Annotated in this window: 21 protein-coding genes; 18 read left to right on the top strand and 3 right to left on the bottom strand. The window is 34.7% G+C overall.

Going from position 1 to position 21,158, the window contains the following annotated elements:
- Positions 1 to 16 precede the first annotated feature (16 nt).
- Positions 17 to 760, bottom strand: a complete 744-nt coding sequence (locus tag ACZ5CF_RS04585; protein ID WP_464580667.1) for a hypothetical protein — start codon at positions 758 to 760, stop codon at positions 17 to 19.
- Positions 761 to 898: 138 nt separating this feature from the next.
- On the opposite strand from ACZ5CF_RS04585, the gene miaB reads away from it, so the two are divergent.
- From miaB to groL, 7 genes are all read left to right on the top strand, one after another.
- Positions 899 to 2,344: a tRNA (N6-isopentenyl adenosine(37)-C2)-methylthiotransferase MiaB gene (miaB, locus tag ACZ5CF_RS04580; RefSeq protein WP_464580666.1), complete on the top strand. Its 1,446-nt coding sequence runs from the start codon at positions 899 to 901 to the stop codon at positions 2,342 to 2,344.
- A 19-nt stretch (positions 2,345 to 2,363) separates the two neighbouring features.
- Positions 2,364 to 3,620 carry a sigma-54 interaction domain-containing protein gene (locus tag ACZ5CF_RS04575; protein WP_464580665.1) on the top strand — a complete coding sequence of 419 codons (1,257 nt, stop codon included), beginning with the start codon at positions 2,364 to 2,366 and terminating at the stop codon, positions 3,618 to 3,620.
- A 26-nt stretch (positions 3,621 to 3,646) separates the two neighbouring features.
- The gene (locus ACZ5CF_RS04570; RefSeq protein WP_464580664.1) at positions 3,647 to 4,153 is read left to right on the top strand and encodes an LptE family protein; all 507 of its coding nucleotides are present in this window, start codon (positions 3,647 to 3,649) and stop codon (positions 4,151 to 4,153) included.
- Positions 4,154 to 5,047, top strand: coding sequence for a hypothetical protein (locus tag ACZ5CF_RS04565; protein ID WP_464580663.1), 894 nt, complete (start codon positions 4,154 to 4,156; stop codon positions 5,045 to 5,047).
- Positions 5,048 to 5,054: 7 nt separating this feature from the next.
- Positions 5,055 to 5,402: a preprotein translocase subunit SecG gene (secG, locus tag ACZ5CF_RS04560; protein ID WP_464580662.1), complete on the top strand. Its 348-nt coding sequence runs from the start codon at positions 5,055 to 5,057 to the stop codon at positions 5,400 to 5,402.
- A gap of 164 nt (positions 5,403 to 5,566) precedes the next feature.
- Positions 5,567 to 5,845, top strand: coding sequence for a co-chaperone GroES (locus ACZ5CF_RS04555; protein ID WP_464580661.1), 279 nt, complete (start codon positions 5,567 to 5,569; stop codon positions 5,843 to 5,845).
- A gap of 77 nt (positions 5,846 to 5,922) precedes the next feature.
- Positions 5,923 to 7,551 (top strand): chaperonin GroEL, encoded by a 1,629-nt coding sequence (gene groL / locus ACZ5CF_RS04550; protein ID WP_464580660.1) that lies wholly within the window; start codon positions 5,923 to 5,925, stop codon positions 7,549 to 7,551.
- A gap of 67 nt (positions 7,552 to 7,618) precedes the next feature.
- Here groL and ACZ5CF_RS04545 read toward each other — a convergent pair whose 3' ends face one another.
- Positions 7,619 to 8,329: a heavy-metal-associated domain-containing protein gene (locus ACZ5CF_RS04545; RefSeq protein WP_464580659.1), complete on the bottom strand. Its 711-nt coding sequence runs from the start codon at positions 8,327 to 8,329 to the stop codon at positions 7,619 to 7,621.
- A 106-nt stretch (positions 8,330 to 8,435) separates the two neighbouring features.
- On the opposite strand from ACZ5CF_RS04545, the gene ACZ5CF_RS04540 reads away from it, so the two are divergent.
- The 7 genes from ACZ5CF_RS04540 (at position 8,436) to rodA (ending at position 16,062) form a co-directional block, all read left to right on the top strand.
- Entirely contained in the window at positions 8,436 to 8,891 is a 456-nt protein-coding gene (locus ACZ5CF_RS04540; RefSeq protein ID WP_464580658.1) for a GAF domain-containing protein, read from the top strand.
- Positions 8,892 to 8,972: 81 nt separating this feature from the next.
- Positions 8,973 to 10,502, top strand: a complete 1,530-nt coding sequence (gene purH / locus ACZ5CF_RS04535) for a bifunctional phosphoribosylaminoimidazolecarboxamide formyltransferase/IMP cyclohydrolase (protein WP_464580657.1) — start codon at positions 8,973 to 8,975, stop codon at positions 10,500 to 10,502.
- A gap of 56 nt (positions 10,503 to 10,558) precedes the next feature.
- A complete protein-coding gene (locus ACZ5CF_RS04530; protein ID WP_464580656.1) occupies positions 10,559 to 11,587 on the top strand; it encodes a rod shape-determining protein in 1,029 nt (342 codons plus the stop codon).
- A 10-nt stretch (positions 11,588 to 11,597) separates the two neighbouring features.
- Entirely contained in the window at positions 11,598 to 12,425 is an 828-nt protein-coding gene (gene mreC / locus ACZ5CF_RS04525; RefSeq protein ID WP_464580655.1) for a rod shape-determining protein MreC, read from the top strand.
- Entirely contained in the window at positions 12,418 to 12,921 is a 504-nt protein-coding gene (locus ACZ5CF_RS04520) for a rod shape-determining protein MreD (RefSeq protein WP_464580654.1), read from the top strand. Before mreC ends, ACZ5CF_RS04520 begins: the two co-directional genes overlap by 8 nt.
- A complete protein-coding gene (mrdA, locus tag ACZ5CF_RS04515) occupies positions 12,921 to 14,786 on the top strand; it encodes a penicillin-binding protein 2 (protein ID WP_464580653.1) in 1,866 nt (621 codons plus the stop codon). Before ACZ5CF_RS04520 ends, mrdA begins: the two co-directional genes overlap by 1 nt.
- On the top strand, positions 14,779 to 16,062 hold the full coding sequence (gene rodA / locus ACZ5CF_RS04510) for a rod shape-determining protein RodA (protein WP_464580652.1): 1,284 nt from the start codon (positions 14,779 to 14,781) through the stop codon (positions 16,060 to 16,062). The genes mrdA and rodA overlap by 8 nt, the downstream gene beginning before the upstream one ends.
- 49 nt (positions 16,063 to 16,111) lie before the next feature.
- Here the strand turns inward: rodA and ACZ5CF_RS04505 are convergent, their stop codons facing one another.
- Positions 16,112 to 18,244, bottom strand: a complete 2,133-nt coding sequence (locus ACZ5CF_RS04505; protein ID WP_464580651.1) for a carboxy terminal-processing peptidase — start codon at positions 18,242 to 18,244, stop codon at positions 16,112 to 16,114.
- 137 nt (positions 18,245 to 18,381) lie between these two features.
- Here ACZ5CF_RS04505 and surE point away from each other — a divergent pair, with 137 nt between their 5' ends.
- Genes surE through ACZ5CF_RS04485 form a run of 4 tightly spaced genes read left to right on the top strand, consistent with a single transcriptional unit; the run spans position 18,382 to position 21,143 of the window.
- Positions 18,382 to 19,155, top strand: a complete 774-nt coding sequence (surE, locus tag ACZ5CF_RS04500; RefSeq protein ID WP_464580650.1) for a 5'/3'-nucleotidase SurE — start codon at positions 18,382 to 18,384, stop codon at positions 19,153 to 19,155.
- Positions 19,156 to 19,437 carry a hypothetical protein gene (locus ACZ5CF_RS04495; protein ID WP_464580649.1) on the top strand — a complete coding sequence of 94 codons (282 nt, stop codon included), beginning with the start codon at positions 19,156 to 19,158 and terminating at the stop codon, positions 19,435 to 19,437.
- A gap of 1 nt (position 19,438) precedes the next feature.
- Positions 19,439 to 20,557: a lipid-A-disaccharide synthase gene (gene lpxB / locus ACZ5CF_RS04490; RefSeq protein WP_464580648.1), complete on the top strand. Its 1,119-nt coding sequence runs from the start codon at positions 19,439 to 19,441 to the stop codon at positions 20,555 to 20,557.
- Positions 20,538 to 21,143, top strand: a complete 606-nt coding sequence (locus ACZ5CF_RS04485) for a C40 family peptidase (RefSeq protein WP_464580647.1) — start codon at positions 20,538 to 20,540, stop codon at positions 21,141 to 21,143. Before lpxB ends, ACZ5CF_RS04485 begins: the two co-directional genes overlap by 20 nt.
- Positions 21,144 to 21,158: the final 15 nt, after the last annotated feature.

Raw genomic sequence — 21,158 nt, 5'->3', positions numbered from 1 at the left:
TTTCTTTATGTTATAATTAATTAAAACCTATAGCTTTTTTGTAAACGTTGTATAACGCAAGCATAGTAAAGAAAGATAGCAAACTTCCTAATCCGCATGTTACATAGGCTAATATTTGAACACATACGGCTATAACCATTATAAGACCAAATATTACTAACCATTTTTTGTTGCCAAGTTTAAAGCTAGATTTAATAATCTCAGATACACTTAACTCCGGATTGAAGGCAAAAATTACAGCAAACAAATAAATAGGCACCATTACATAAAATATAGGAAGCACACATAACAGTAAAGCTAATATAGAGATCCCTGCCGATGCAATAGACAACACAAAAAGTTTGCTTAAATAGGTAGATTTAAAATAGGTGAAGAATAGTTTTATATCTATAATTTCTCCATTATCGGCTGCTTTACAAATTTTTAAAAACCCTGCATTAAGCGCCATTGCTATAGCCTGAATAACAAAAATTACAGCTAAAGCCCAAATAAAAAATAAAATTAAAACTCCGGCACTAACAGCCTTAAAATCAAAGCTACTATCATAAACACTATCTCCGTAGCTCTCTAATATACCCATAGATAACAACGGAAAATATAAAACTGCTATTAGGGGTAATACAAATAAAACTTGTAAAACCACCAGTAACAAACCGTAGGCAAAAACCTTTTTAAAAAGCTCGAAAGCATTATTAAACGTTTCGCCAAAATCTACATGTTTGTTTTCATTAATTCGTTCAAGAAGGCTGGTATAATTCATACTTTTTTTGTTAAAAATAAGAACTAAAGTTAAAACATCTAAATATGCTGTTAAAATAATGCTGACACTTTGTCATAACTCTGTATAAAATATTATCTTTGCAGTCTATTTTAACCTACGGGTTCTCAAACAACAACAATGGAGAAGATTATTGATGAAAACAAGCAAGGGCAATCGGTAGTTTTAGAGCAAAATGCTAAAAACACCCGAAAACTGTATTTAGAAAGCTATGGTTGCCAAATGAATTTTTCTGATAGCGAGATTGTAGCATCAATCTTAGCAAAAGAAGGTTTTAATACTACCCAAAATATTGAAGAGGCAGATTTAGTGCTTGTAAACACTTGCTCTATTAGAGATAAGGCAGAGCAAACTGTTAGAAAACGCTTAGAGCAATTTAATGCTGTAAAGAAAATAAACCCGGGCATGAAAGTGGGGGTTTTAGGTTGTATGGCAGAGCGTTTAAAAAGTAAGTTTTTAGAAGAAGAGAAAATTGTAGATATGGTTGTAGGCCCCGATGCCTACAAAGATCTTCCTAATTTGGTTAAAGAAGTAGACGAAGGCAGAAACGCTGTAAACGTAATTTTATCTAAAGAAGAAACTTACGGAGATATTGCTCCTGTAAGGCTTAATAGTAACGGTGTAACTGCATTTGTATCTATAACCAGAGGGTGCGATAATATGTGTACATTTTGCGTTGTACCCTTTACAAGAGGTAGAGAACGAAGCAGAGACCCGCAATCTATAATAGAAGAAGTTAATCAACTTTGGGAACAAGGCTATAAAGAAGTAACTCTTTTAGGACAAAATGTAGATAGCTATTTATGGTATGGTGGTGGCCTAAAAAAAGATTTTGATAAAGCTTCAGAAATACAAAAAGCTACTGCTGTAAATTTTGCTCAGCTTTTAGCAATGGTAGCAGAAGCACAACCAAAAATGAGAATTAGATTCTCTACATCTAACCCTCAAGACATGACGTTAGATGTGATTAAAACCATGGCTAAATACCCAAATATTTGCAAATATATTCACCTACCGGTGCAAAGTGGTAGCAACAGAATACTTAAAGCCATGAACCGTCTTCATACCCGCGAAGAATACATGGAGCTTATAGACAACATTAAAACCATTATGCCGGACTGCGCCATTTCGCAAGATATGATTGCCGGATTCCCAACAGAAACTGAGCAAGACCATCAAGATACCCTATCATTAATGGAGTACGTTAAGTACGATTTTGGTTTTATGTTTGCTTATTCTGAGCGCCCAGGTACACTGGCAGCCAGAAAAATGGAAGACGATGTACCAAACGAAGTTAAGAAAAGAAGACTCACAGAAATTATAAATCTACAACAAAAACACAGCTTATACAGAAACCAGCAGCACGTTGGCAAAATAGAAGAAGTGTTAATAGAAGGAACTTCTAAAAAATCTGATGCCCACTGGATGGGTCGTAACAGCCAAAACACCGTAGTAGTTTTCCCTAAAGAAAACTACAAGGTTGGTCAGTTTGTTAATGTAAAAATTAACGATTGTACCTCGGCAACTCTCTTAGGAGAAGCCGTTGGCTTAAGCGATAACAATTAAAAAAAACCGTAACTATACAATGGAATCTGTACAAGCCATAAAACAACGATTTGGTATAATTGGTAACGACATAAAACTTAATCGTGCCATAGAAAAAGCCATGCAAGTGGCCCCTACAGATATTTCGGTTTTAGTTACCGGAGAAAGCGGTGTTGGTAAAGAGGCTATCCCAAAAATTATACATGCATTATCACACAGAAAGCACGGTAAATTTATTGCTGTAAACTGTGGTGCAATTCCTGAAGGAACAATTGACTCTGAACTATTCGGGCACGAAAAAGGTGCTTTTACTGGAGCAACCCAAACCCGAAGCGGATATTTTGAAGAAGCAGATGGCGGTACTATTTTTTTAGACGAAGTTGGAGAACTTCCACTCACAACGCAAGTACGTTTATTGCGTGTGTTAGAAAATGGAGAGTTTATAAAAGTAGGGTCTTCTAAGGTTCAAAAAACCAATGTTAGAATTGTTGCTGCTACCAATGTTAATATGTTTGAAGCAATAGAAAAAGGAAAATTTAGAGAAGACCTTTATTATAGATTAAGCACAGTAGAAATTCATCTTCCACCACTTCGCGAACGCAAAGACGATATACATTTATTGTTTAGAAAATTTGCTTCAGACTTTGCTCAAAAATACAAGATGCCAACCATTAGGTTAGAAGACGATGCGGTAGAACTATTACTTAAATACAGATGGAGCGGTAATATCCGTCAGTTACGAAATGTAGCCGAACAAATATCTGTTTTAGAGCAAAACCGAAGCATTTCGGCTGCTACTTTAGCCAGTTATTTACCCAATGCAACAACTAATTTACCGGCTGTAATAAACAAAGAAAAAAGAGAAAGTGATTTTAGTAACGAGCGAGAGATTCTATACAAAGTGCTTTTTGACATGAAAAGCGATTTAAACGATTTGAAAAAACTAACCCTCGAGCTCATTCAAAGCGGAAATAGCCAGCAAGTACGAGAAGAAAACCAAGGACTAATTCAAAAAATTTACGGTAAAGATTCTGTAAGTTTTGATAGTGCTCCCGTAGAAGAATCATATGAAGCGCTTCCGGTTATACCTCCACAAAAAAAACCGGAACCTACAGAAGACAAATACCATTTTGCCGAAGAAATAGAGGAAGAAGAAACCTTATCTTTACAAGACAAAGAGCTTGAGCTAATAAAAAAAGCATTGCAACGTAACAATGGTAAGCGCAAAGCTGCAGCAAAAGAGCTGGGCATTTCTGAGCGTACTCTTTACCGTAAAATAAAACAATACGACCTATAATTAAATTTTGTAATTTTCTGCTTTACATGAAAAATATAAGCTTAACCAAATTTTGTGCAATCTTTTTACTTGTAATTGTTACCGGTTGCGGAGTTTACAATTTTACCGGTGGCGATGTAGGTAATGCAAAAACATTTCAGGTAAACTTTTTTCAGAACAATGCATCTATTATAGAGCCCGGTTTAGACAGAGATTTTACCATTGCACTACAAGATTTAATTTTAAATCAAACTAATTTAGATTTGGTAAGTGCTAACGGAGATTTACTTTACGAAGGAGAAATAACAGACTACCGTATTGCGCCTATGAGTGCAACCGCACAGCAAACAGCTGCACAAAACAGGTTAACCATTACCGTTAATGTTAGATTTTATAATAAAACCAAACCGGAAAACGACTTTGAAAAAAGATTTTCTTTCTTTTACGATTATCCGGCTACCCAACAAATACAACAAGTTAAATCGGCTGCCTATCAAGAAATTTTTGAACGCTTAACACAAGATATTTTTAACGAATCGTTAGCCAATTGGTAAATGAATGTTACTGCTTTTACATATTTGTTAGAACAACCTGAGAAAATAACCTTAGAACAGGTTAAACAACTGCAAGATATAATTGCAGAATATCCTTTTTTTCAGGCGCCAAAAGCAGTCTATTTAAAAGGACTAAAAAATCTTGATAGTTTTAAATACAACGACACCTTAAAAAAAACAGCTGCTTACACTACAGACAGGCATATTCTATTTGAGTTTATTACCTCTAAAACTTTTGAGCAACATGAAATTGCCAAAACCATAAACAGTAAATGGTTAGATGTAAACAATATAGATGTTGTAGCCGAAGAAATTGTAGTAAAAAAACCAACCATTGTAGAAAATAAAGAACCCTTACCTACTGCCCCAGATGAGGCAGAGCATATTTTAGATCCCGAGCTCTTTACACCTAAAGATCCCCGAATGGCAGACTTTCTTGCCAACAGAAAAGAAGCCGAAAAACAATTAGAGTTAGGTAAGCCTCTTTCTTTTAACAAAGCAGAACTTCACTCGTTTTCAGAATGGTTAAAACTAACCAGCATAAAACCTATAGAGCGAGAAAATAATAAAACAGCTTCTAAAACTGTTGAGAAAGAATCAAAACCAACAAACTCAGATAAAGAACGAAAGTTTGAGTTAATAGATAAATTTATTGCACAAAACCCCAAAATAGTACCGTCAAAATCTAAACTATCATCTGTAAATTTAGCCGAGCAAGCTACAAAGCCAAAAAAAGAGATAATGACAGAGACTTTGGCAAGGGTTTATTTAGAGCAAAAAAAGTACGATGAGGCAATTCAGGTCTATAAAATTTTAAGTTTGAAATATCCGGAAAAAAGTGGTTTCTTTGCAGACCAAATTAGAGCGATAAAAAAATTACAACAAAATAATTAATACAAAAATGACTACTACATTTTATGTTTTTTTAGGTTTAATACTTTTTGTATCAGTACTTTTAATACTGGTAATTATGGTACAAAACCCTAAAGGTGGAGGTTTATCTTCTTCGTTCGGAGGTGGAGGAAACCAAATGATTGGTGGAGTGCAAAAAACCGGCGACTTCTTAGATAAAAGTACTTGGACTCTTGCTACCATTTTAATAGCATTAATATTACTTTCTAATATTGCTATTAAAGGTGGTTCGGAAGGATCAGATTCAAGACTTTTAGAAGGAGACGCAATAGAAACTACACAAGATACTGCTCCTATTCAAACCGGCACTACTACAGAAAAAGATAGTGTACAGTAAACCAAATAGGAATGCAACACACACAAAATGCCAGCTTGAAAATGACAAGCTGGCATTTTTGTTTTAAAAAATGGCAGTTAAACCGCATTGGCATAGTTTCTGCCTAAAAGCAACTGTTTTTAATAGTAATTAAAAGTAACCTAAAATTAAAAAACACAATACAAATGGCAAACGTGAATATTAAACCCTTAGCAGATCGAGTGCTTGTAGAGCCAATGGAAGCTGAGACTACTACCGCTTCTGGAATTATTATTCCTGACACTGCAAAAGAAAAACCACAAAAAGGAAAAGTTGTTGCCGTTGGTCCCGGTAAAAAAGATGAGCCTATTACCGTAAAAGTAGGTGATACTGTTTTATATGGTAAGTATGCCGGAACCGAATTAAAATTAGATGGCAAAGATTATTTAATGATGCGTGAAAGCGATATTCTAGCAATCATTTAATCTTTTCTTTAAAAAATAAAACTCACTAACAAAACACTTCCGTTACATCGGAAACTAAAAACCAAAAATTTAAAACAATGGCAAAAGACATAAAATTTGATATTGAAGCTCGCGATGGCCTTAAAAGAGGAGTAGACGCGTTAGCAAATGCTGTAAAAGTTACCTTAGGTCCAAAAGGTAGAAACGTTACTATAAGCAAATCATTTGGAGCGCCTCAAGTTACTAAAGACGGTGTATCTGTAGCTAAAGAAATAGAACTAGAAGATGCACTAGAGAACATGGGAGCTCAAATGGTAAAAGAAGTAGCTTCTAAAACTAATGATCTTGCTGGAGACGGTACAACTACAGCTACTGTTTTAGCGCAAGCAATCGTTAAAGAAGGTTTAAAAAACGTTGCTGCCGGAGCAAACCCAATGGACCTTAAAAGAGGTATAGACAAAGCTGTAGAAGCTATTGTTGCTAACCTAGATAAACAAGCAACTCAGGTAGGAGACTCTACAGAGAAAATAAAACAAGTTGCATCTATTTCTGCTAACAATGATGATACTATTGGTGAGCTTATTGCTCAGGCGTTTGAAAAAGTTGGCAAAGAAGGAGTTATTACTGTTGAAGAGGCTAAAGGTACAGACACCTATGTAGATGTTGTAGAAGGTATGCAATTTGACAGAGGATACCTTTCTCCTTACTTTGTAACAGATGCCGATAAAATGACGGCAGAGTTAGATAACCCTTACATCTTATTATTCGATAAGAAAATATCTAACTTACAAGAAATTCTTCCGGTTTTAGAGCCTGTTGCACAATCTGGAAGACCTCTTTTAATTGTTGCTGAAGATGTAGAAGGCCAAGCGCTTGCTACACTAGTAGTTAACAAATTAAGAGGTGGTTTAAAAATTGCTGCTGTTAAAGCTCCAGGATTTGGAGACAGACGTAAAGCAATGTTAGAAGACATCGCTATTTTAACAGGTGGTACTGTAATTTCTGAAGAAAGAGGATTCTCTTTAGAAAATGTAACTTTAGATATGCTTGGTACTGCAGAGACTGTTACAATAGACAAAGACAACACCACTATTGTTAACGGTAAAGGCGATCCTGAAAATATTAAAGCTCGTGTAAACCAAATAAAAGCTCAAATAGAGACTACCACATCAGACTACGATAAAGAAAAACTACAAGAGCGCTTAGCTAAACTAGCAGGTGGTGTAGCTGTACTTTATGTTGGTGCTGCATCTGAAGTAGAAATGAAAGAGAAAAAAGATCGTGTAGATGATGCATTACACGCAACTCGTGCAGCTGTAGAAGAAGGTATTGTAGCTGGTGGTGGTGTTGCTTTAGTTAGAGCTAAAAAAGCATTAGATGGCTTAAAAGCTACAAACCAAGACGAAGCTACCGGAATTAACATAGTAGCTAGAGCTATTGAGTCTCCATTAAGAACAATTGTAGAAAATGCCGGAGGCGAAGGAAGCGTAGTAGTAGCTAAAGTTATGGAAGGAAAAGACGACTTTGGTTATGATGCTAAAGCAGACGAGTATGTAAATATGCTTAAAGCTGGTATTATAGATCCTAAGAAAGTAACAAGAGTTGCATTAGAAAATGCTGCTTCTGTTGCCGGAATGATCTTAACAACCGAGTGTGCTTTAGTAGATATTAAAGAAGAAAACCCAATGCCTCCAATGGGTGGCGGAGGAATGCCTGGTATGATGTAATATGCATTCCTTATAAAACGAAAAAAGTCCGCAACAATGTTGCGGACTTTTTTATTAAATAATAAAGTTAACTTAATAACATTACTATCGCCATAACAAGCATAACAGTATTTTCTATAAAAGTTGCTTTAGTCATGGGTAGCTTTAAAGCTGTACCAAGGCAAGCGCACTGTATAGACTGCTTGTTTAATAACACTCTGGTAACACCAATAGTTGTTAATCCTAAAATAACAATGGTTACCCACAGTGCAATATCAATATTAAAACGCATTAAAAACATTAGTCCTAAGGCAAGCTCTATAAACGGATAAATCCAGCCGTAAACAGGTAGCATTTTTGCCAACGGATCGTACATAGAAAAAGTGGGCGGAAAACCTTTTAAGTCTAAAAACTTAAAAAAACTAAATACTATATAAAACAGCCCCATAAAATCTAACATAAAACCCTGAATATCCCATGGTTTTATATTTAGTAAAACAGAACTTACCGTAAGGTAAAAGAAAATTAAAAATAGTGGGTAAAGCTGTTTCCAGATAGATTTTTCCGGTTCTTGTACCGTATTAAAAACATTGGTTTCTTTTTTAGTAATAGAATACTTTTTAGGTAAAGCTTTTTGGAGTGTTTGCAAATCAACTTTTTTATTAAATGTAATTGTTGCTTGGCTTGCATCTAAATCTACATTTACTTGTGCTATCTCTTCTAAGCGTTCTAATGCATCTGTAACGGTTTCAACGCAACCGTTGCAAGTCATTCCGGTTATTGTATATGTCTGTTTCATTTATACCACATTATTTATTTGTAATACTTATTTATAACAAATTTAACTAAGCATAAAGGTTTTAGCTAAACTTTAAGTTAGTATTTTTGAGGCAAACTTTTTAGCTGTGAATTTAAGAGAATTAAAACCAAAAGTTGTAGAAATATTAAATGATAAAACGCTAACCATAAATGAGCGTTTAACTAAGGTATGCCAACTACTTCAGGAAAATGTATCGTATTATGATTGGGTTGGTTTTTATTTTAAAAACGGCACTAAAAACGAACTCAAACTCAGAGCATTTGCCGGTGAGCCTACAGAGCATACAATTATACCTTTTGGCAAAGGCATTTGTGGTCAGGTAGCAGTATCTAATAAAAATTTTGTTGTTCCGGATGTTTCTGCTCAAGATAATTATATAGCATGTAGCATTCATGTAAAGGCAGAAATTGTAATCCCGCTTTTTGTGAACGGAGAAAACATTGGTCAGATAGATATAGATTCTCACACACCAGATCCGTTTACAAAAGAAGACGAATATTTTCTTGAATTTGTTAACAGCGAAGTGGCTAAAATTCTGTAAAAAAATTAATTTTTAATAGCTTATTTAGAGTTGCTTTTAGGCAAAAAAATTACTTTTGCAGCATAATAAACAACACACTAAATGAGCACTACAAAAAAAGCCCAAGCCGCTTTAATTTCTGTTTTTAATAAAGATGGCTTAGAACCAATCGTACAGAAACTTCACGAGTTAAACGTTACAATTTATTCTACCGGAGGAACCGAAAAATTTATTCGAGATTTAGGAATCCCGGTTATTGCCGTAGAAGATTTAACCGGCTACCCTTCTATTTTAGGAGGCAGAGTAAAAACTTTACACCCAAAAGTTTTTGGTGGAATTTTAAACAGGCGTGATTTTGAGCAAGATAAAACCGAAATCGAATCGTATCAGATTCCGTCTATAGACATTGTTATTGTAGACCTCTACCCTTTTGAGAAGACTGTTGAAAGTGGCGCATCTGAAGCAGAAATAATAGAGAAAATTGATATTGGAGGAATATCATTAATAAGAGCTGCAGCTAAAAATTTTAAGGACGTTGTATGCATTGCTTCGGTTAATGATTACAGTGATTTTTTATCAATTTTAAATACATCAGGAGCTTCAACAACCTTAGAGCAGCGCAAGCATTTTGCTACCAATGCATTTAATATTTCATCGCATTACGACACGGCTATTTTTAACTACTTTAACCAACACAATCAACCTGTATTAAAAATTAGTGAACCTAATGGCAAAGCTCTTAGATACGGAGAGAATCCGCATCAAAAAGGTTTCTTTTTTGGAGATTTAGACGCCATGTTTACTAAGCTACACGGCAAAGAGTTATCATACAATAACCTATTAGACGTAGATGCAGCCGTAAATTTAATGTTAGAATTTAAAGACGATGAACCTACATTTGCCATTTTAAAGCATAACAATGCCTGTGGTGTTGCTACCAGAAAAACAATAAAAGAAGCTTATTTAGCTGCACTTGCAGGCGATCCTGTTTCTGCTTTTGGCGGAATTTTAATTGCTAACAAAAGTATTGATGCCGAAACGGCCAATGAAATACATAAGTTATTTTGCGAAGTTGTAATTGCCCCCGATTTTAGTGAAGAAGCACTTGCAACGCTTCAGCAGAAAAAAAACAGAATTATTTTAAAACAAAAAAATATAGCACTACCAAAAACTACTGTTAGAACTTGTTTAAATGGAGTTTTAGTTCAAGATAAAGACACTAAAACAGACGGCGAAGCAGATTTACAATTTGTAACAAAACAAAAACCTAACAGTAATGAGATAGCCGATTTATTATTTGCATCTAAAATATGTAAGCACACAAAATCTAACACCATAGTACTGGCAAAAAACAAGCAACTTTGCGCAAGTGGTACAGGCCAGACCAGCAGAGTAGATGCGCTTAAACAAGCCATTGAAAAAGCTAAAAGTTTTGATTTTAATTTAGATGGTGCTGTAATGGCAAGCGATGCATTTTTTCCGTTTCCGGATTGTGTTGAAATTGCACATAAAGCAGGCATTAAAGCTGTAATACAGCCGGGAGGTTCTATTAAAGATCAACTAAGTATAGATTATTGCGATAACAATAACTTAAGTATGGTGTTTACTGGTACGCGTCATTTTAAACATTAATTTTGTTACATTTGTTGAATTCGTTAAATTACTAAAACTTTAACACCTAATTGCGCATGGGATTTTTTGACTTCTTAACCGAAGAGATTGCTATAGACCTTGGTACGGCAAACACACTTATTATTCATAACGACAAGGTTGTGGTAGATAGCCCTTCTATTGTAGCAAGAGATCGTACTACCGGTAAAGTTATTGCTGTAGGTAGAGATGCTGCCATGATGCAGGGTAAAACACACGAAAACATTAAAACCATCAGACCGCTTAAAGATGGTGTTATTGCAGACTTTGATGCATCGGAGAAAATGATAAACATGTTTATTAAAAACATTCCGGCATTAAAGAAAAAATGGTTTCCGCCATCGTTACGAATGGTAGTGTGTATTCCTTCAGGTATTACAGAGGTTGAAATGCGCGCCGTTAGAGAATCTGCAGAGCGTGTTAATGGTAAAGAAGTTTACTTAATACATGAACCCATGGCTGCTGCAATTGGAATTGGGTTAGATATTATGCAACCCAAAGGAAATATGATTGTTGATATTGGTGGTGGAACCACAGAAATTGCAGTAATAGCATTAGGTGGTATAGTTTGCGATAAATCGGTTAAAATTGCAGGAGATGTTTTCACGAACGATATTATTTATTACATGCGCACACAACACAACCTATATGTTGGTGAAAGCACTGCAGAAAACATAAAAATTACCATAGGAGCTGCCACCGAAGATTTAGAGTCTCCGCCAGATGACATGTCGGTTCAAGGTAGAGACTTACTTACCGGTAAACCAAAACAAGTACAAATTTCGTATAGAGAAATAGCAAAGGCATTAGACAAGTCTATTTTAAGAGTTGAAGATGCTGTAATGGAAACGCTTTCACAAACTCCTCCGGAGTTAGCTGCAGATATTTATAATACCGGTATTTATTTAGCCGGTGGAGGCTCTATGCTTAGAGGATTAGATAAGCGTTTATCTCAAAAAACAGATTTACCGGTTTACATTGCCGAAGATCCGCTTAGATCTGTTGTACGAGGCACAGGAATTTCGTTAAAAAATTTAGAGCGCTATAAAAGCATCTTGATAAAGTAAAAAAAGGTGAATGCAACAAATAATAAACTTTTTAATACGGAATAAGAACCTACTTCTTTATCTGTTTTTGCTGTTTATTTCGTTGCTATTTACCATACAATCCCGTTCGTACCATCAATCTAAATTTATAAACTCTGCCAATTGGCTTTCGGGTGGTATTTATAGTACAGTTGCCAATATAAAGTCGTATTTTAATTTAAAGCAAGAAAATCAAAAACTGGTTAAAGAAAACCAACGTCTTAGGTTTTTGCTTTTTAATAAAACAGACTCTGTAGTTCCTTACCAAGATATAGATAGTGCTTTTTACGCTAAACCCTTTGTGATTGTTTCCGGTAAAGTTTTAAAAAACAGTTTTTCTAAACCCAACAACTACATTACCATAAACAAGGGTAGTAAACATGGCATTAAACAAGACATGGGAGTTATTAGTCCTAACGGGATTGTGGGGATAATAGAAAATACTTCGGTTAATTTTGCCACAGCACAAACCATTTTAAATACACGGTCAAAAATTAATGCTAAAATTAAAAACACCAACCATTTTGGTACGTTAATTTGGGACACTAAAAATCCTTACACGGTACAGTTAATAGATATTCCAAGATTAGCAGAACTTAAAATTGGAGATACGATTACAACCGGGGGTATGTCGTTTATATTTCCAGAAGGAATTCCTATTGGTGTAATAGAAAACTATGCGCTTACAGAAGCTAAAAATTATTACACTATAAATGTCAAGTTGTTTAACGATATGACTCGCTTGGACAATATATATATTATAAAAAACACCCAGAAAAAAGAAGCCGATTCTTTACAACAGCTTTTACCTGATGAATAGTACATTAATTAAAAATAGTGTTCGGTTTGTGGCTTTAGTTCTGCTTCAGGTGGTGGTTCTAAACAATATAAATTTTTTAGGCTACATTAACCCATATTTATACATTCTGTTTATATTTTTCTACCCGTTAAAACCCAATCGAGGTTTATTTTTATTAGCTGCTTTTTTATTAGGATTAACTATAGATTTTTTTACAGATAGCGGTGGTATAAATGCAGCTGCATCGGTTACTGCTGCCTACATAAGACCTGTTATTTTACGCTTTGCTTTTGGTATAAGTTATGAATTGCAAGGCGTGAAACTTCAAAATGTATCTCCAATTCAGCGTTTTACATACTTATCATTACTAATTTTAGCACATCATTTTATTCTTTTCTCATTAGATTTTTTTAGCTTTACACACATACTTTCTATTGTTAAGAGAACCTTGTTCTCCGGAGGGTTTACCTTGGTATTGTGTTTAATTGTAATTCCGCTATTTAGCCCAAGAAAATAATGAGAAAATTACTGCTCACTTCTATAATTATTATAATTGGGATAGTGTATATAGGGCGTTTATCGTATTTACAACTGTTTAACTTTTCGCCTAAAAACATTACTTCAGATACCGCTATTAAAGCTGTTTACGATTACCCGGATAGAGGATATATTTACGACCGAAATGGTAAGTTATTAGTAGCCAACCAACCTGCATATGATGTAATGGTTATTCCCAGAGAAGTAAAACCGTTAGACACTTTAGAGTTTTGTAATTTACTGAATATTACCAAACAAGATTTTATAGAGAAATTAAATAAAGCATTTACATATTCTCCCAGATTGCCTTCTGTTTTTGTTGCCCAATTATCTAAAGAAGAATATGCTGCTTTACAAGAAAAAATGCGCAAGTATAAAGGTTTTTATATACAAAAGCGTTCCTTAAGACACTACCTAACAAAACACGGAGCTAATGTGTTGGGTTATATTAGCGAAGTAAATGAAAGAGATTTAAAAGAAGACAGCTACTACTCTTTAGGAGAACTAAAAGGACGATATGGAGTTGAGCTTACTTACGAAGAAATATTAAGAGGAAGAAAAGGCGTAAAATTTATTCAAAAAGATCGTTTTAACAGAGATATTGGTCCGTACAAAAACGGAATTTACGATACGCTTCCTGAGCAAGGAAAAGACATTTACATTACTATTGATGCCGATTTGCAAGCTTATGGCGAAAAGTTAATGGTTAATAAACGAGGTGGAATTGTTGCTATAGAACCAAAATCCGGAGAAATTTTAGCCTTAGTAACAGCCCCAAGTTATGATCCCTCTTTACTTGTTGGAAGACAACGTTCTAAAAATTACACCAAATTATACTACGATTCTATAGCAAAACCAACATTTGATAGAGGCTTGCTTGCTATGTATCCTCCGGGTTCTCCGTTTAAAGCCCTTGTAGCTTTAGCAGGACTGGAAGAAGGTGTTATTACCCCAAAAACTGCATTTACCTGTTATAACGGATTTCGGTATGGTAGAGGCCCTAATGCGTTTATGGGATGCCATTGTGGTGGTGGAGTAAGACGTCTAAACAATGGGCTTTACAAATCATGTAATACTTATTTTGCAAACACTTACAAACGCATTATAGAAAAATATCCATCATCTTATGAGGGTTTAACTGTTTGGGAAAAACACATGAAAAGTTTTGGGTTAGGAAATTTTTTAGGAAACGATTTATCTACCGGGCAAAAAGGCAGAATTCCAGACGCTGACTATTATAACAGAAGTTACGGAAAAAACAGGTGGTTTGCCTCTACAACAATATCAAATTCTATAGGGCAAGGTGAAGTATTAACAACCCCTATACAATTGGCTAACATGACAGCTGCTATTGCTAACAGAGGTTACTATTACACTCCACATATAATAAAAAATATTAAAGGCGAAAAAATCCCTGAAAAATTTACTCGTCCTAATTATACCTCTATTAGTTCTGAGCATTTTAATCCGGTAATTCAAGGAATGTTTGATGTGTATAATTATGGTACAGCACAATGGATACAGATTCCCGGCATTAACATTGCCGGAAAAACCGGAACTGCAGAAAACTTTACTAAAATAGACGGTAAAAGAGTGCAACTAACAGACCATTCTATCTTTGTGGCTTTTGCCCCCATAGAAGACCCTAAGATTGCCATAGCAGTATTTGTAGAAAATGGTTACTGGGGAAGCCGTTGGGCCGGTAAAATTGCAGGATTAATGATTGAAAAATATTTGAAAGGCTCTATTACTAGAACCGATTTAGAAGATTTTTTGCTTAACGGAAGTCTTGAAGAAGAATATGCAAAACCATACAGTGGTAAACCTTTTACTATAAATGAGTAATAGCATTGTACAACGTATAGATTGGTTAACAGTTTTACTTTATCTCTTATTAGTAGGTATAGGCTGGATAAATATTTACTCAAGTACCCTTACAAACGATAACCTACCTTTATTAAACTTAACTACACTATACGGAAAGCAATTGTTTTTTATAGGCACAAGCTTGGTGCTTATAGTGTTTATTTTAGCAATAGAAGCAAAATTTTTTGAACGTTTTTCTAGCGTGATTTACTTACTCTCTTTAGTCTCACTGCTTGGTTTATTTGTTCTAGGAAAAAATGTTAACGGAGCTACCTCTTGGTATGCAATTGGCAACATGACATTACAGCCTTCTGAATTTGCTAAAGCTGCAACTGCATTAGCTGTTGCTAAATATTTAAGTGATATTCAGACCAATATAAAAATAGTAAGGCACCAGCTATACGCTTTTTTAATAATATTAGCTCCTGCCCTGTTAATTATACCACAACCCGATCCTGGGAGCGCCTTAGTATATACAGCATTCTTTTTTGTACTGTATAGAGAAGGCTTACCTTTATTTTATTTATTAATAGGATTTATAGCTGTTTTATTGTTTGCTTGCACCCTAATTTTCGGTCCTATTGCTGTATCTATAGTTTGTTTCCTTCTAACCATTTTTGCCTTTGCTTTTTTTAAAAAAAATCAATTAAAAATTGGTGTTCTACCTATTATAGGATCTCTAATTATAGCTATTAGTTTTGCTTTTTCTGTTCAGTTTATTTTTGATCATGTTTTTGAACAACGCCACAGAGACAGGTTTAATCTTTGGTTAAGACTTGAAAAAGATCCCGAAAAATTAGAGCAGATTAAAAAAACCATTGGATACAACACCTATCAATCTGAAGAAGCTATCGGGTCTGGAGGCTTTTGGGGGAAAGGTTTTTTACAAGGCACCAGAACCAAAGGAGATTTTGTGCCTGAACAACACACCGATTATATTTTTAGCACCGTAGGAGAAGAATGGGGATTTGTTGGCAGCACTATAGTAGTAATTTTATTTGTTGTCTTGCTACTAAGACTTATTGTTTTGGCAGAACGCCAAAAGTCTAATTTCAGCCGAATTTACGGTTATGGGGTTGTTTCGGTTTTATTTTTTCATTTTGCTATCAATATTGGAATGGTAATAGGGCTTTTGCCAACAATTGGTATCCCACTTCCGTTTTTTAGTTATGGTGGCTCCGGCTTATGGGGCTTTACCATTTTACTTTTTATTTTCTTAAAATTAGACGCCAATAGAATTCACCAATGGATATAAAAAAAGCTCTGAGAAAACCCAGAGCTTATAATCTTGTAAATTAATTTGTTTAGTTTTTTACGCTTAATGCATTTTTGCGTCGTATGTTATTTAACTGTAGGTCTTCCAGAACATTTATAGCTTCTTCTATATAAACATCTTTAGACAAACTTTCGTACCAACGCTCACGCTTTTCTTTTAACGTTTCGTCTTTTTCCATCAACTCAATTTCATACGGAAGCGGAGAAAATTTTAAATTATTTTGATAGTTCGCCTGCTTTTTAAAGTAATCTGCCTTACGCTCATCTCTTCTTAATTCTTTAGAATATTCTTCAAAATTAAGCGAATACTCTTTTACTTCACGTTGCTCTTTAACCCATCTTGCGTTTTCATCTATTATTTTAATATATGGGTTTTGAGCCATTCTGGCTGCACTTTTCTCTATAGTTTCTTCGTAATCTATATACCCATCCCAAGGCTTATATGGTGCAGGTTCTATTTTATCCCAAGGAAGTGGGTTTTCTTCATCACGCTCTCCTATATCTATGTAGCTGTAACGATCCGGAACAACTACATCACTTTTTACTCCTTCTAATTGAGTTGACCCTCCGTTAATTCTGTAAAATTTTTGGGTTGTAAGTTTTAAAGCGCCAACATCACCAAATTCACTTCCTTTTATAAATTGATTCAGGTCTAATACATTCTGAACGGTTCCTTTACCAAAGGTTTGTTTACTGCCTATAATAACGGCTCTTTTATAATCTTGCATTGCAGCTGCTAAAATTTCTGAAGCAGATGCAGAAAGTTCGTTAACTAAAATTACAAGAGGTCCGTCCCATTGTACACGCTTATCTCTATCTTTTAAAATTTCTTTTCTTTTTCCGGTAGATTTAACCTGAACAATTGGCCCTTCTTTAATAAATAAACCGGCCATATCTACAACAGTTCTTAATGATCCTCCTCCGTTATTTCTTAAGTCTAAAACAAGTCCTTGCATGCCTTGCTCTTTTAAACGCTCAATCTCTTTTGCTACATCAGAAGCTGCATTACGACTATTGTAATCATTAAAATCTACATAAAATTTGGGTAAGTTAATTACACCAAACTTACGTTGATTTTTTTCAACTAAAACAGTTTTAGAGTATGATTCTTCTAACTCTACCACGCCTCTGGTTACACTAACTTCTTCTATAGTACCATCTACACGTCTTACTGTTAATCTAACCTCTGTGCCTTCAGGACCTTTAATATATTTTATAGCATCGTCCAGACGCATTCCGGTTAGGTCTTTTGGTTTTCCGTCTCCTTCTGCCGCTTTTAAAATTTCATCACCAACCTCTATAGATTTATCTCTCCAAACCGGTCCTCCGGAGATTACCTCAATAACCATTATCCTACCTTGCTTTTTTTGTAATCTGGCACCAATACCTTGGTATTTACCAGACATGCTTACATCAAAACGGTCTTTATCTTCTGGAGCAAAGTAAAAGGTATGCGGATCAAACTCATCTACAATGTTATTAATATACTGTACAAACCAATCTTTGCGTTCTAACTCATCCATAAACTCAAAAAACTCATCCATTGTAGCACGAGTAGTCTCGCGAGCTTCCTTTTCTATTTCGGCAACTGCCTTCATAGTGTATGAAGGGTCTTTTTCTTTTTTCTTTTCTTCATCTTTTAACCTTATATAAAAGTCGTTCAGCGTAGCGTATTTTAATTGTTTACGCCACTTGTCTAAAAGTTCTCTTTTTGTTTCGGCAAAAGGTTGATTTTCGTAGTCTACATTAATGGTTTCATCCTTTGTAAAATCAAAAGGCTCTTCAAGCACTTTTTTATACATGCTTTTAGCCTCATCCATTCTTTGCATTAGCCTATTGTAAACTATGTTAAAAAAGGTAATGTCTGTTTCTTTTAGCTGGTCGTCTATTTTGTGTTTGTATTTTTCAAACTCTTTAATATCTGACGCTAAAAAATAACGCTTAAATGGATCTATACTATTTATAAAATCTTCGAAAACATTTTCAGAGAATTTGTCATCAAAATCTTTGGGGTTGTAGTGCCCTTTTTCAAGCACATAAGAAATTAAATCTATTAATAGCTTGTCTTTATCAGGATTCTCAAACGTTTTGTTTGTAAAGCTGCATGAAGCTGCAGAGACAATAAATGCTATTAACAAATAGGCTATGTTTCTCTTTACCATGGTACGTGTTTTTTAAATCGCTCTAATTTAGTGAAAAAACCATGCCATTACTTACATGGTGCTACTAATTTTTTGTTAAACGACAACATGAGTACTAACGCTCAAAATACGTATTTTAGCATACAAAATTTAAAAAAATGGAATCTAAGCCCCTAATACTTGTTACAAATGATGATGGTATAACCGCTCCCGGGTTACGCACTTTAATTCAAGTAATGAAAGAAATTGGTGATATTGTTGTGGTTGCTCCAGATAGCCCGCAATCCGGCATGGGGCACGCCATTACAGTAAACGACACTCTTTATTTAAGTAGGGTTAGTGTAGAAAAAAATGCTACACATCAAGAATATAGTTGTAGCGGAACTCCTGCAGATTGTGTTAAGTTGGCAGTGAATGAAATTTTACACAGAAAACCCGATTTGTGTGTTAGTGGCATTAATCACGGCTCTAATTCTTCTATAAATGTTATTTATTCGGGCACTATGAGTGCTGCTGTAGAAGCCGGTGTAGAAGGTATTCCTGCCATTGGGTTCTCGTTATGTAACTATAATTGGAATGCAGATTTTAATGCTGTTAAAGACCATGTAAAGAAAATTACTCTAGAAGCATTAAAACATGGTATGCCCAAAGATGTTGTGCTAAATGTAAATTTCCCGAACTTACCTAAAGAGAAAATAAAAGGGATAAAAGTATGCCGGCAAGCAAAAGCGCATTGGGAAGAAGAGTTTGATAAAAGGGTAAGCCCCATGGGCCGTGAGTATTACTGGCTTACCGGAACATTTGTAAACGAAGACAGAGGGCAAGATACAGATGAGTGGGCTTTGGCTAACGGGTATGTTTCTGTAGTTCCTGTTCAGTTTGATTTAACTGCTCATCATGCAATTCAAGATATAAACACTTGGGATATATAAATGATTAAAAAAGAAATTGTTATTGGTTTTTTAGTAGGTATTATTTGCAATACTTTAGGTATGCTATTATACATATTACTATTTTCTAAACTTAGTATTAAAACCACTTTACTATTAGCCAAAGAAGATGGGCATTTAGGCAGCATTATTGCTCTTGGGGCCTTATTAAATTTAGCTGCTTTTTTCTTGTTTTTAAAAATTAACAGAGAATATAGAGCAAGAGGTGTTTTAATTGCAACTTTTTTAGCAGCTTTAACTATTGTAGTGTTTAAATTAATATAGCATGAAGTACTATATTATTGCCGGAGAGGCTTCGGGAGATCTCCACGGGGCAAACTTAATGAAAGCTCTTTTAAAGCAAGATCCTAACGCAGAATTTAGGTTTTGGGGGGGTAATTTAATGCACGCTGTTGGTGGCACTCTCGTTAAACACTACAAAGATTTAGCCTTTATGGGGTTTGTAGAAGTGCTACTAAATATAAAAACCATTCTGTCTAACATTCGGTTTTGCAAAGAAGATATTACAACTTTTAATCCTGATGTAATTATTTTTATTGATTATCCGGGGTTTAACTTACGCATAGCAAAATGGGCGCATGCAAAAGGCTTTAAAACACATTATTATATTTCTCCACAAATTTGGGCCTGGAAAGAAGGAAGAATAAAAGATATTAGAAAAAGTATAGATGCAATGTATGTTATTCTTCCGTTTGAGAAAACATATTACGAGCAAAAACATAATTTTCCTGTTCATTTTGTTGGACATCCGTTATTAGATGCTATTGCCAATAGAGCTCAGGTTAATCCTGAAGACTTTTCAAAAAAACATGGTTTAATACCAAACAAACCTGTAATTGCTTTATTACCGGGAAGCAGAAAACAAGAAATAAAGAAAATGCTTTCTGTTATGCTTTCGGTTGTACAATTTTTTCCTGATTACCAGTTTGTTATTGCAGGAGCACCCGGTATAGATGAAGAGTTTTACAATCCGTTTTTAACTAACAAAAACGTAAAATTATTATCTAACAAAACATACGATTTACTTAGCATTGCTACTGCAGCGCTGGTTACTAGCGGAACAGCAACTTTAGAAACTGCCTTATTTAAAGTACCGGAAGTTGTTTGTTATAAAGGTAATTGGATTTCGTACCAGATAGCAAAACACGTAATTACACTTAAATACATCTCTTTAGTGAATTTAATAATGGATAAAGAGGTAGTAACAGAACTAATTCAGCACGAGTTAAACACTAAAAACTTAAAAAGAGAGTTAAGTAAAATATTAGATCCTTCTCACAGAGAAAATGTGTTTATTAACTATTTTGAATTAGAAAATAAATTAGGAGGAAAAGGAGCCAGTAATAAAGTTGCTAAACTAGTTTATGAAGCAATATCTAAATAAACGTTATTACCCAAACATAAATACCGTATTACTATTTTTAGCCTATGCTTTAACTCTTAGTATTTTAGTTTCTTGCGGAGCTTCAAAAAAGAAGAAAACACATAAAAAAAAGCATACCGTTACAGTAAGCGCTACAGAAAAAGATACTACAAATGTAATAACAGATAATCCCGAAAATTATACTACAAGTGCTCCATCTGATACAATTGAAGCTATTGTTTCTACCGCTTTATCTTATGCCGGAACACGCTATAAATTTGGAGGTACAACCAGAAAAGGCATGGACTGCTCCGGATTAATTTATGTTGCTTTCAAAGAACACAACCACCAGCTACCCCGAACCTCTGGAGCTATGGCTACACAAGGAACTTTAATTAATAAAAATGAAATTAGGGTTGGCGATTTACTTTTTTTTAAAACCAATAAAAAAAGAAATCGTATTAATCATGTTGGTTTGGTTGTAAAAGTCACAAATGGCAATGTGCAGTTTATTCATGCAACAACCTCTAGGGGTGTGCTTGTATCTTCACTCTCTGAAGGCTACTGGAATTATGCTTTTGTAGCAGCAAGACGTATTTTAGAATAATATTTTTACTATATT

Source organism: Lutaonella thermophila (assembly GCF_055387725.1).
Note: the sequence above shows the minus strand (reverse complement) of the source record. Positions and strands in the feature narration are given on the sequence as shown.

Coding starts and splice junctions, on each gene's coding strand:
- rodA (WP_464580652.1), top strand. CDS start 14,779: ATGAGTAATAGCATTGTACAACGTATAGATTGGTTAACAGTTTTACTT.
- ACZ5CF_RS04495 (WP_464580649.1), top strand. CDS start 19,156: ATGATTAAAAAAGAAATTGTTATTGGTTTTTTAGTAGGTATTATTTGC.
- lpxB (WP_464580648.1), top strand. CDS start 19,439: ATGAAGTACTATATTATTGCCGGAGAGGCTTCGGGAGATCTCCACGGG.
- mreC (WP_464580655.1), top strand. CDS start 11,598: ATGCAACAAATAATAAACTTTTTAATACGGAATAAGAACCTACTTCTT.
- groL (WP_464580660.1), top strand. CDS start 5,923: ATGGCAAAAGACATAAAATTTGATATTGAAGCTCGCGATGGCCTTAAA.
- ACZ5CF_RS04565 (WP_464580663.1), top strand. CDS start 4,154: ATGAATGTTACTGCTTTTACATATTTGTTAGAACAACCTGAGAAAATA.
- surE (WP_464580650.1), top strand. CDS start 18,382: ATGGAATCTAAGCCCCTAATACTTGTTACAAATGATGATGGTATAACC.
- miaB (WP_464580666.1), top strand. CDS start 899: ATGGAGAAGATTATTGATGAAAACAAGCAAGGGCAATCGGTAGTTTTA.
- ACZ5CF_RS04530 (WP_464580656.1), top strand. CDS start 10,559: ATGGGATTTTTTGACTTCTTAACCGAAGAGATTGCTATAGACCTTGGT.
- ACZ5CF_RS04555 (WP_464580661.1), top strand. CDS start 5,567: ATGGCAAACGTGAATATTAAACCCTTAGCAGATCGAGTGCTTGTAGAG.
- secG (WP_464580662.1), top strand. CDS start 5,055: ATGACTACTACATTTTATGTTTTTTTAGGTTTAATACTTTTTGTATCA.
- ACZ5CF_RS04505 (WP_464580651.1), bottom strand. CDS start 18,244: ATGGTAAAGAGAAACATAGCCTATTTGTTAATAGCATTTATTGTCTCT.
- ACZ5CF_RS04520 (WP_464580654.1), top strand. CDS start 12,418: ATGAATAGTACATTAATTAAAAATAGTGTTCGGTTTGTGGCTTTAGTT.
- mrdA (WP_464580653.1), top strand. CDS start 12,921: ATGAGAAAATTACTGCTCACTTCTATAATTATTATAATTGGGATAGTG.
- ACZ5CF_RS04485 (WP_464580647.1), top strand. CDS start 20,538: ATGAAGCAATATCTAAATAAACGTTATTACCCAAACATAAATACCGTA.
- ACZ5CF_RS04570 (WP_464580664.1), top strand. CDS start 3,647: ATGAAAAATATAAGCTTAACCAAATTTTGTGCAATCTTTTTACTTGTA.
- ACZ5CF_RS04575 (WP_464580665.1), top strand. CDS start 2,364: ATGGAATCTGTACAAGCCATAAAACAACGATTTGGTATAATTGGTAAC.
- ACZ5CF_RS04585 (WP_464580667.1), bottom strand. CDS start 760: ATGAATTATACCAGCCTTCTTGAACGAATTAATGAAAACAAACATGTA.
- ACZ5CF_RS04545 (WP_464580659.1), bottom strand. CDS start 8,329: ATGAAACAGACATATACAATAACCGGAATGACTTGCAACGGTTGCGTT.
- purH (WP_464580657.1), top strand. CDS start 8,973: ATGAGCACTACAAAAAAAGCCCAAGCCGCTTTAATTTCTGTTTTTAAT.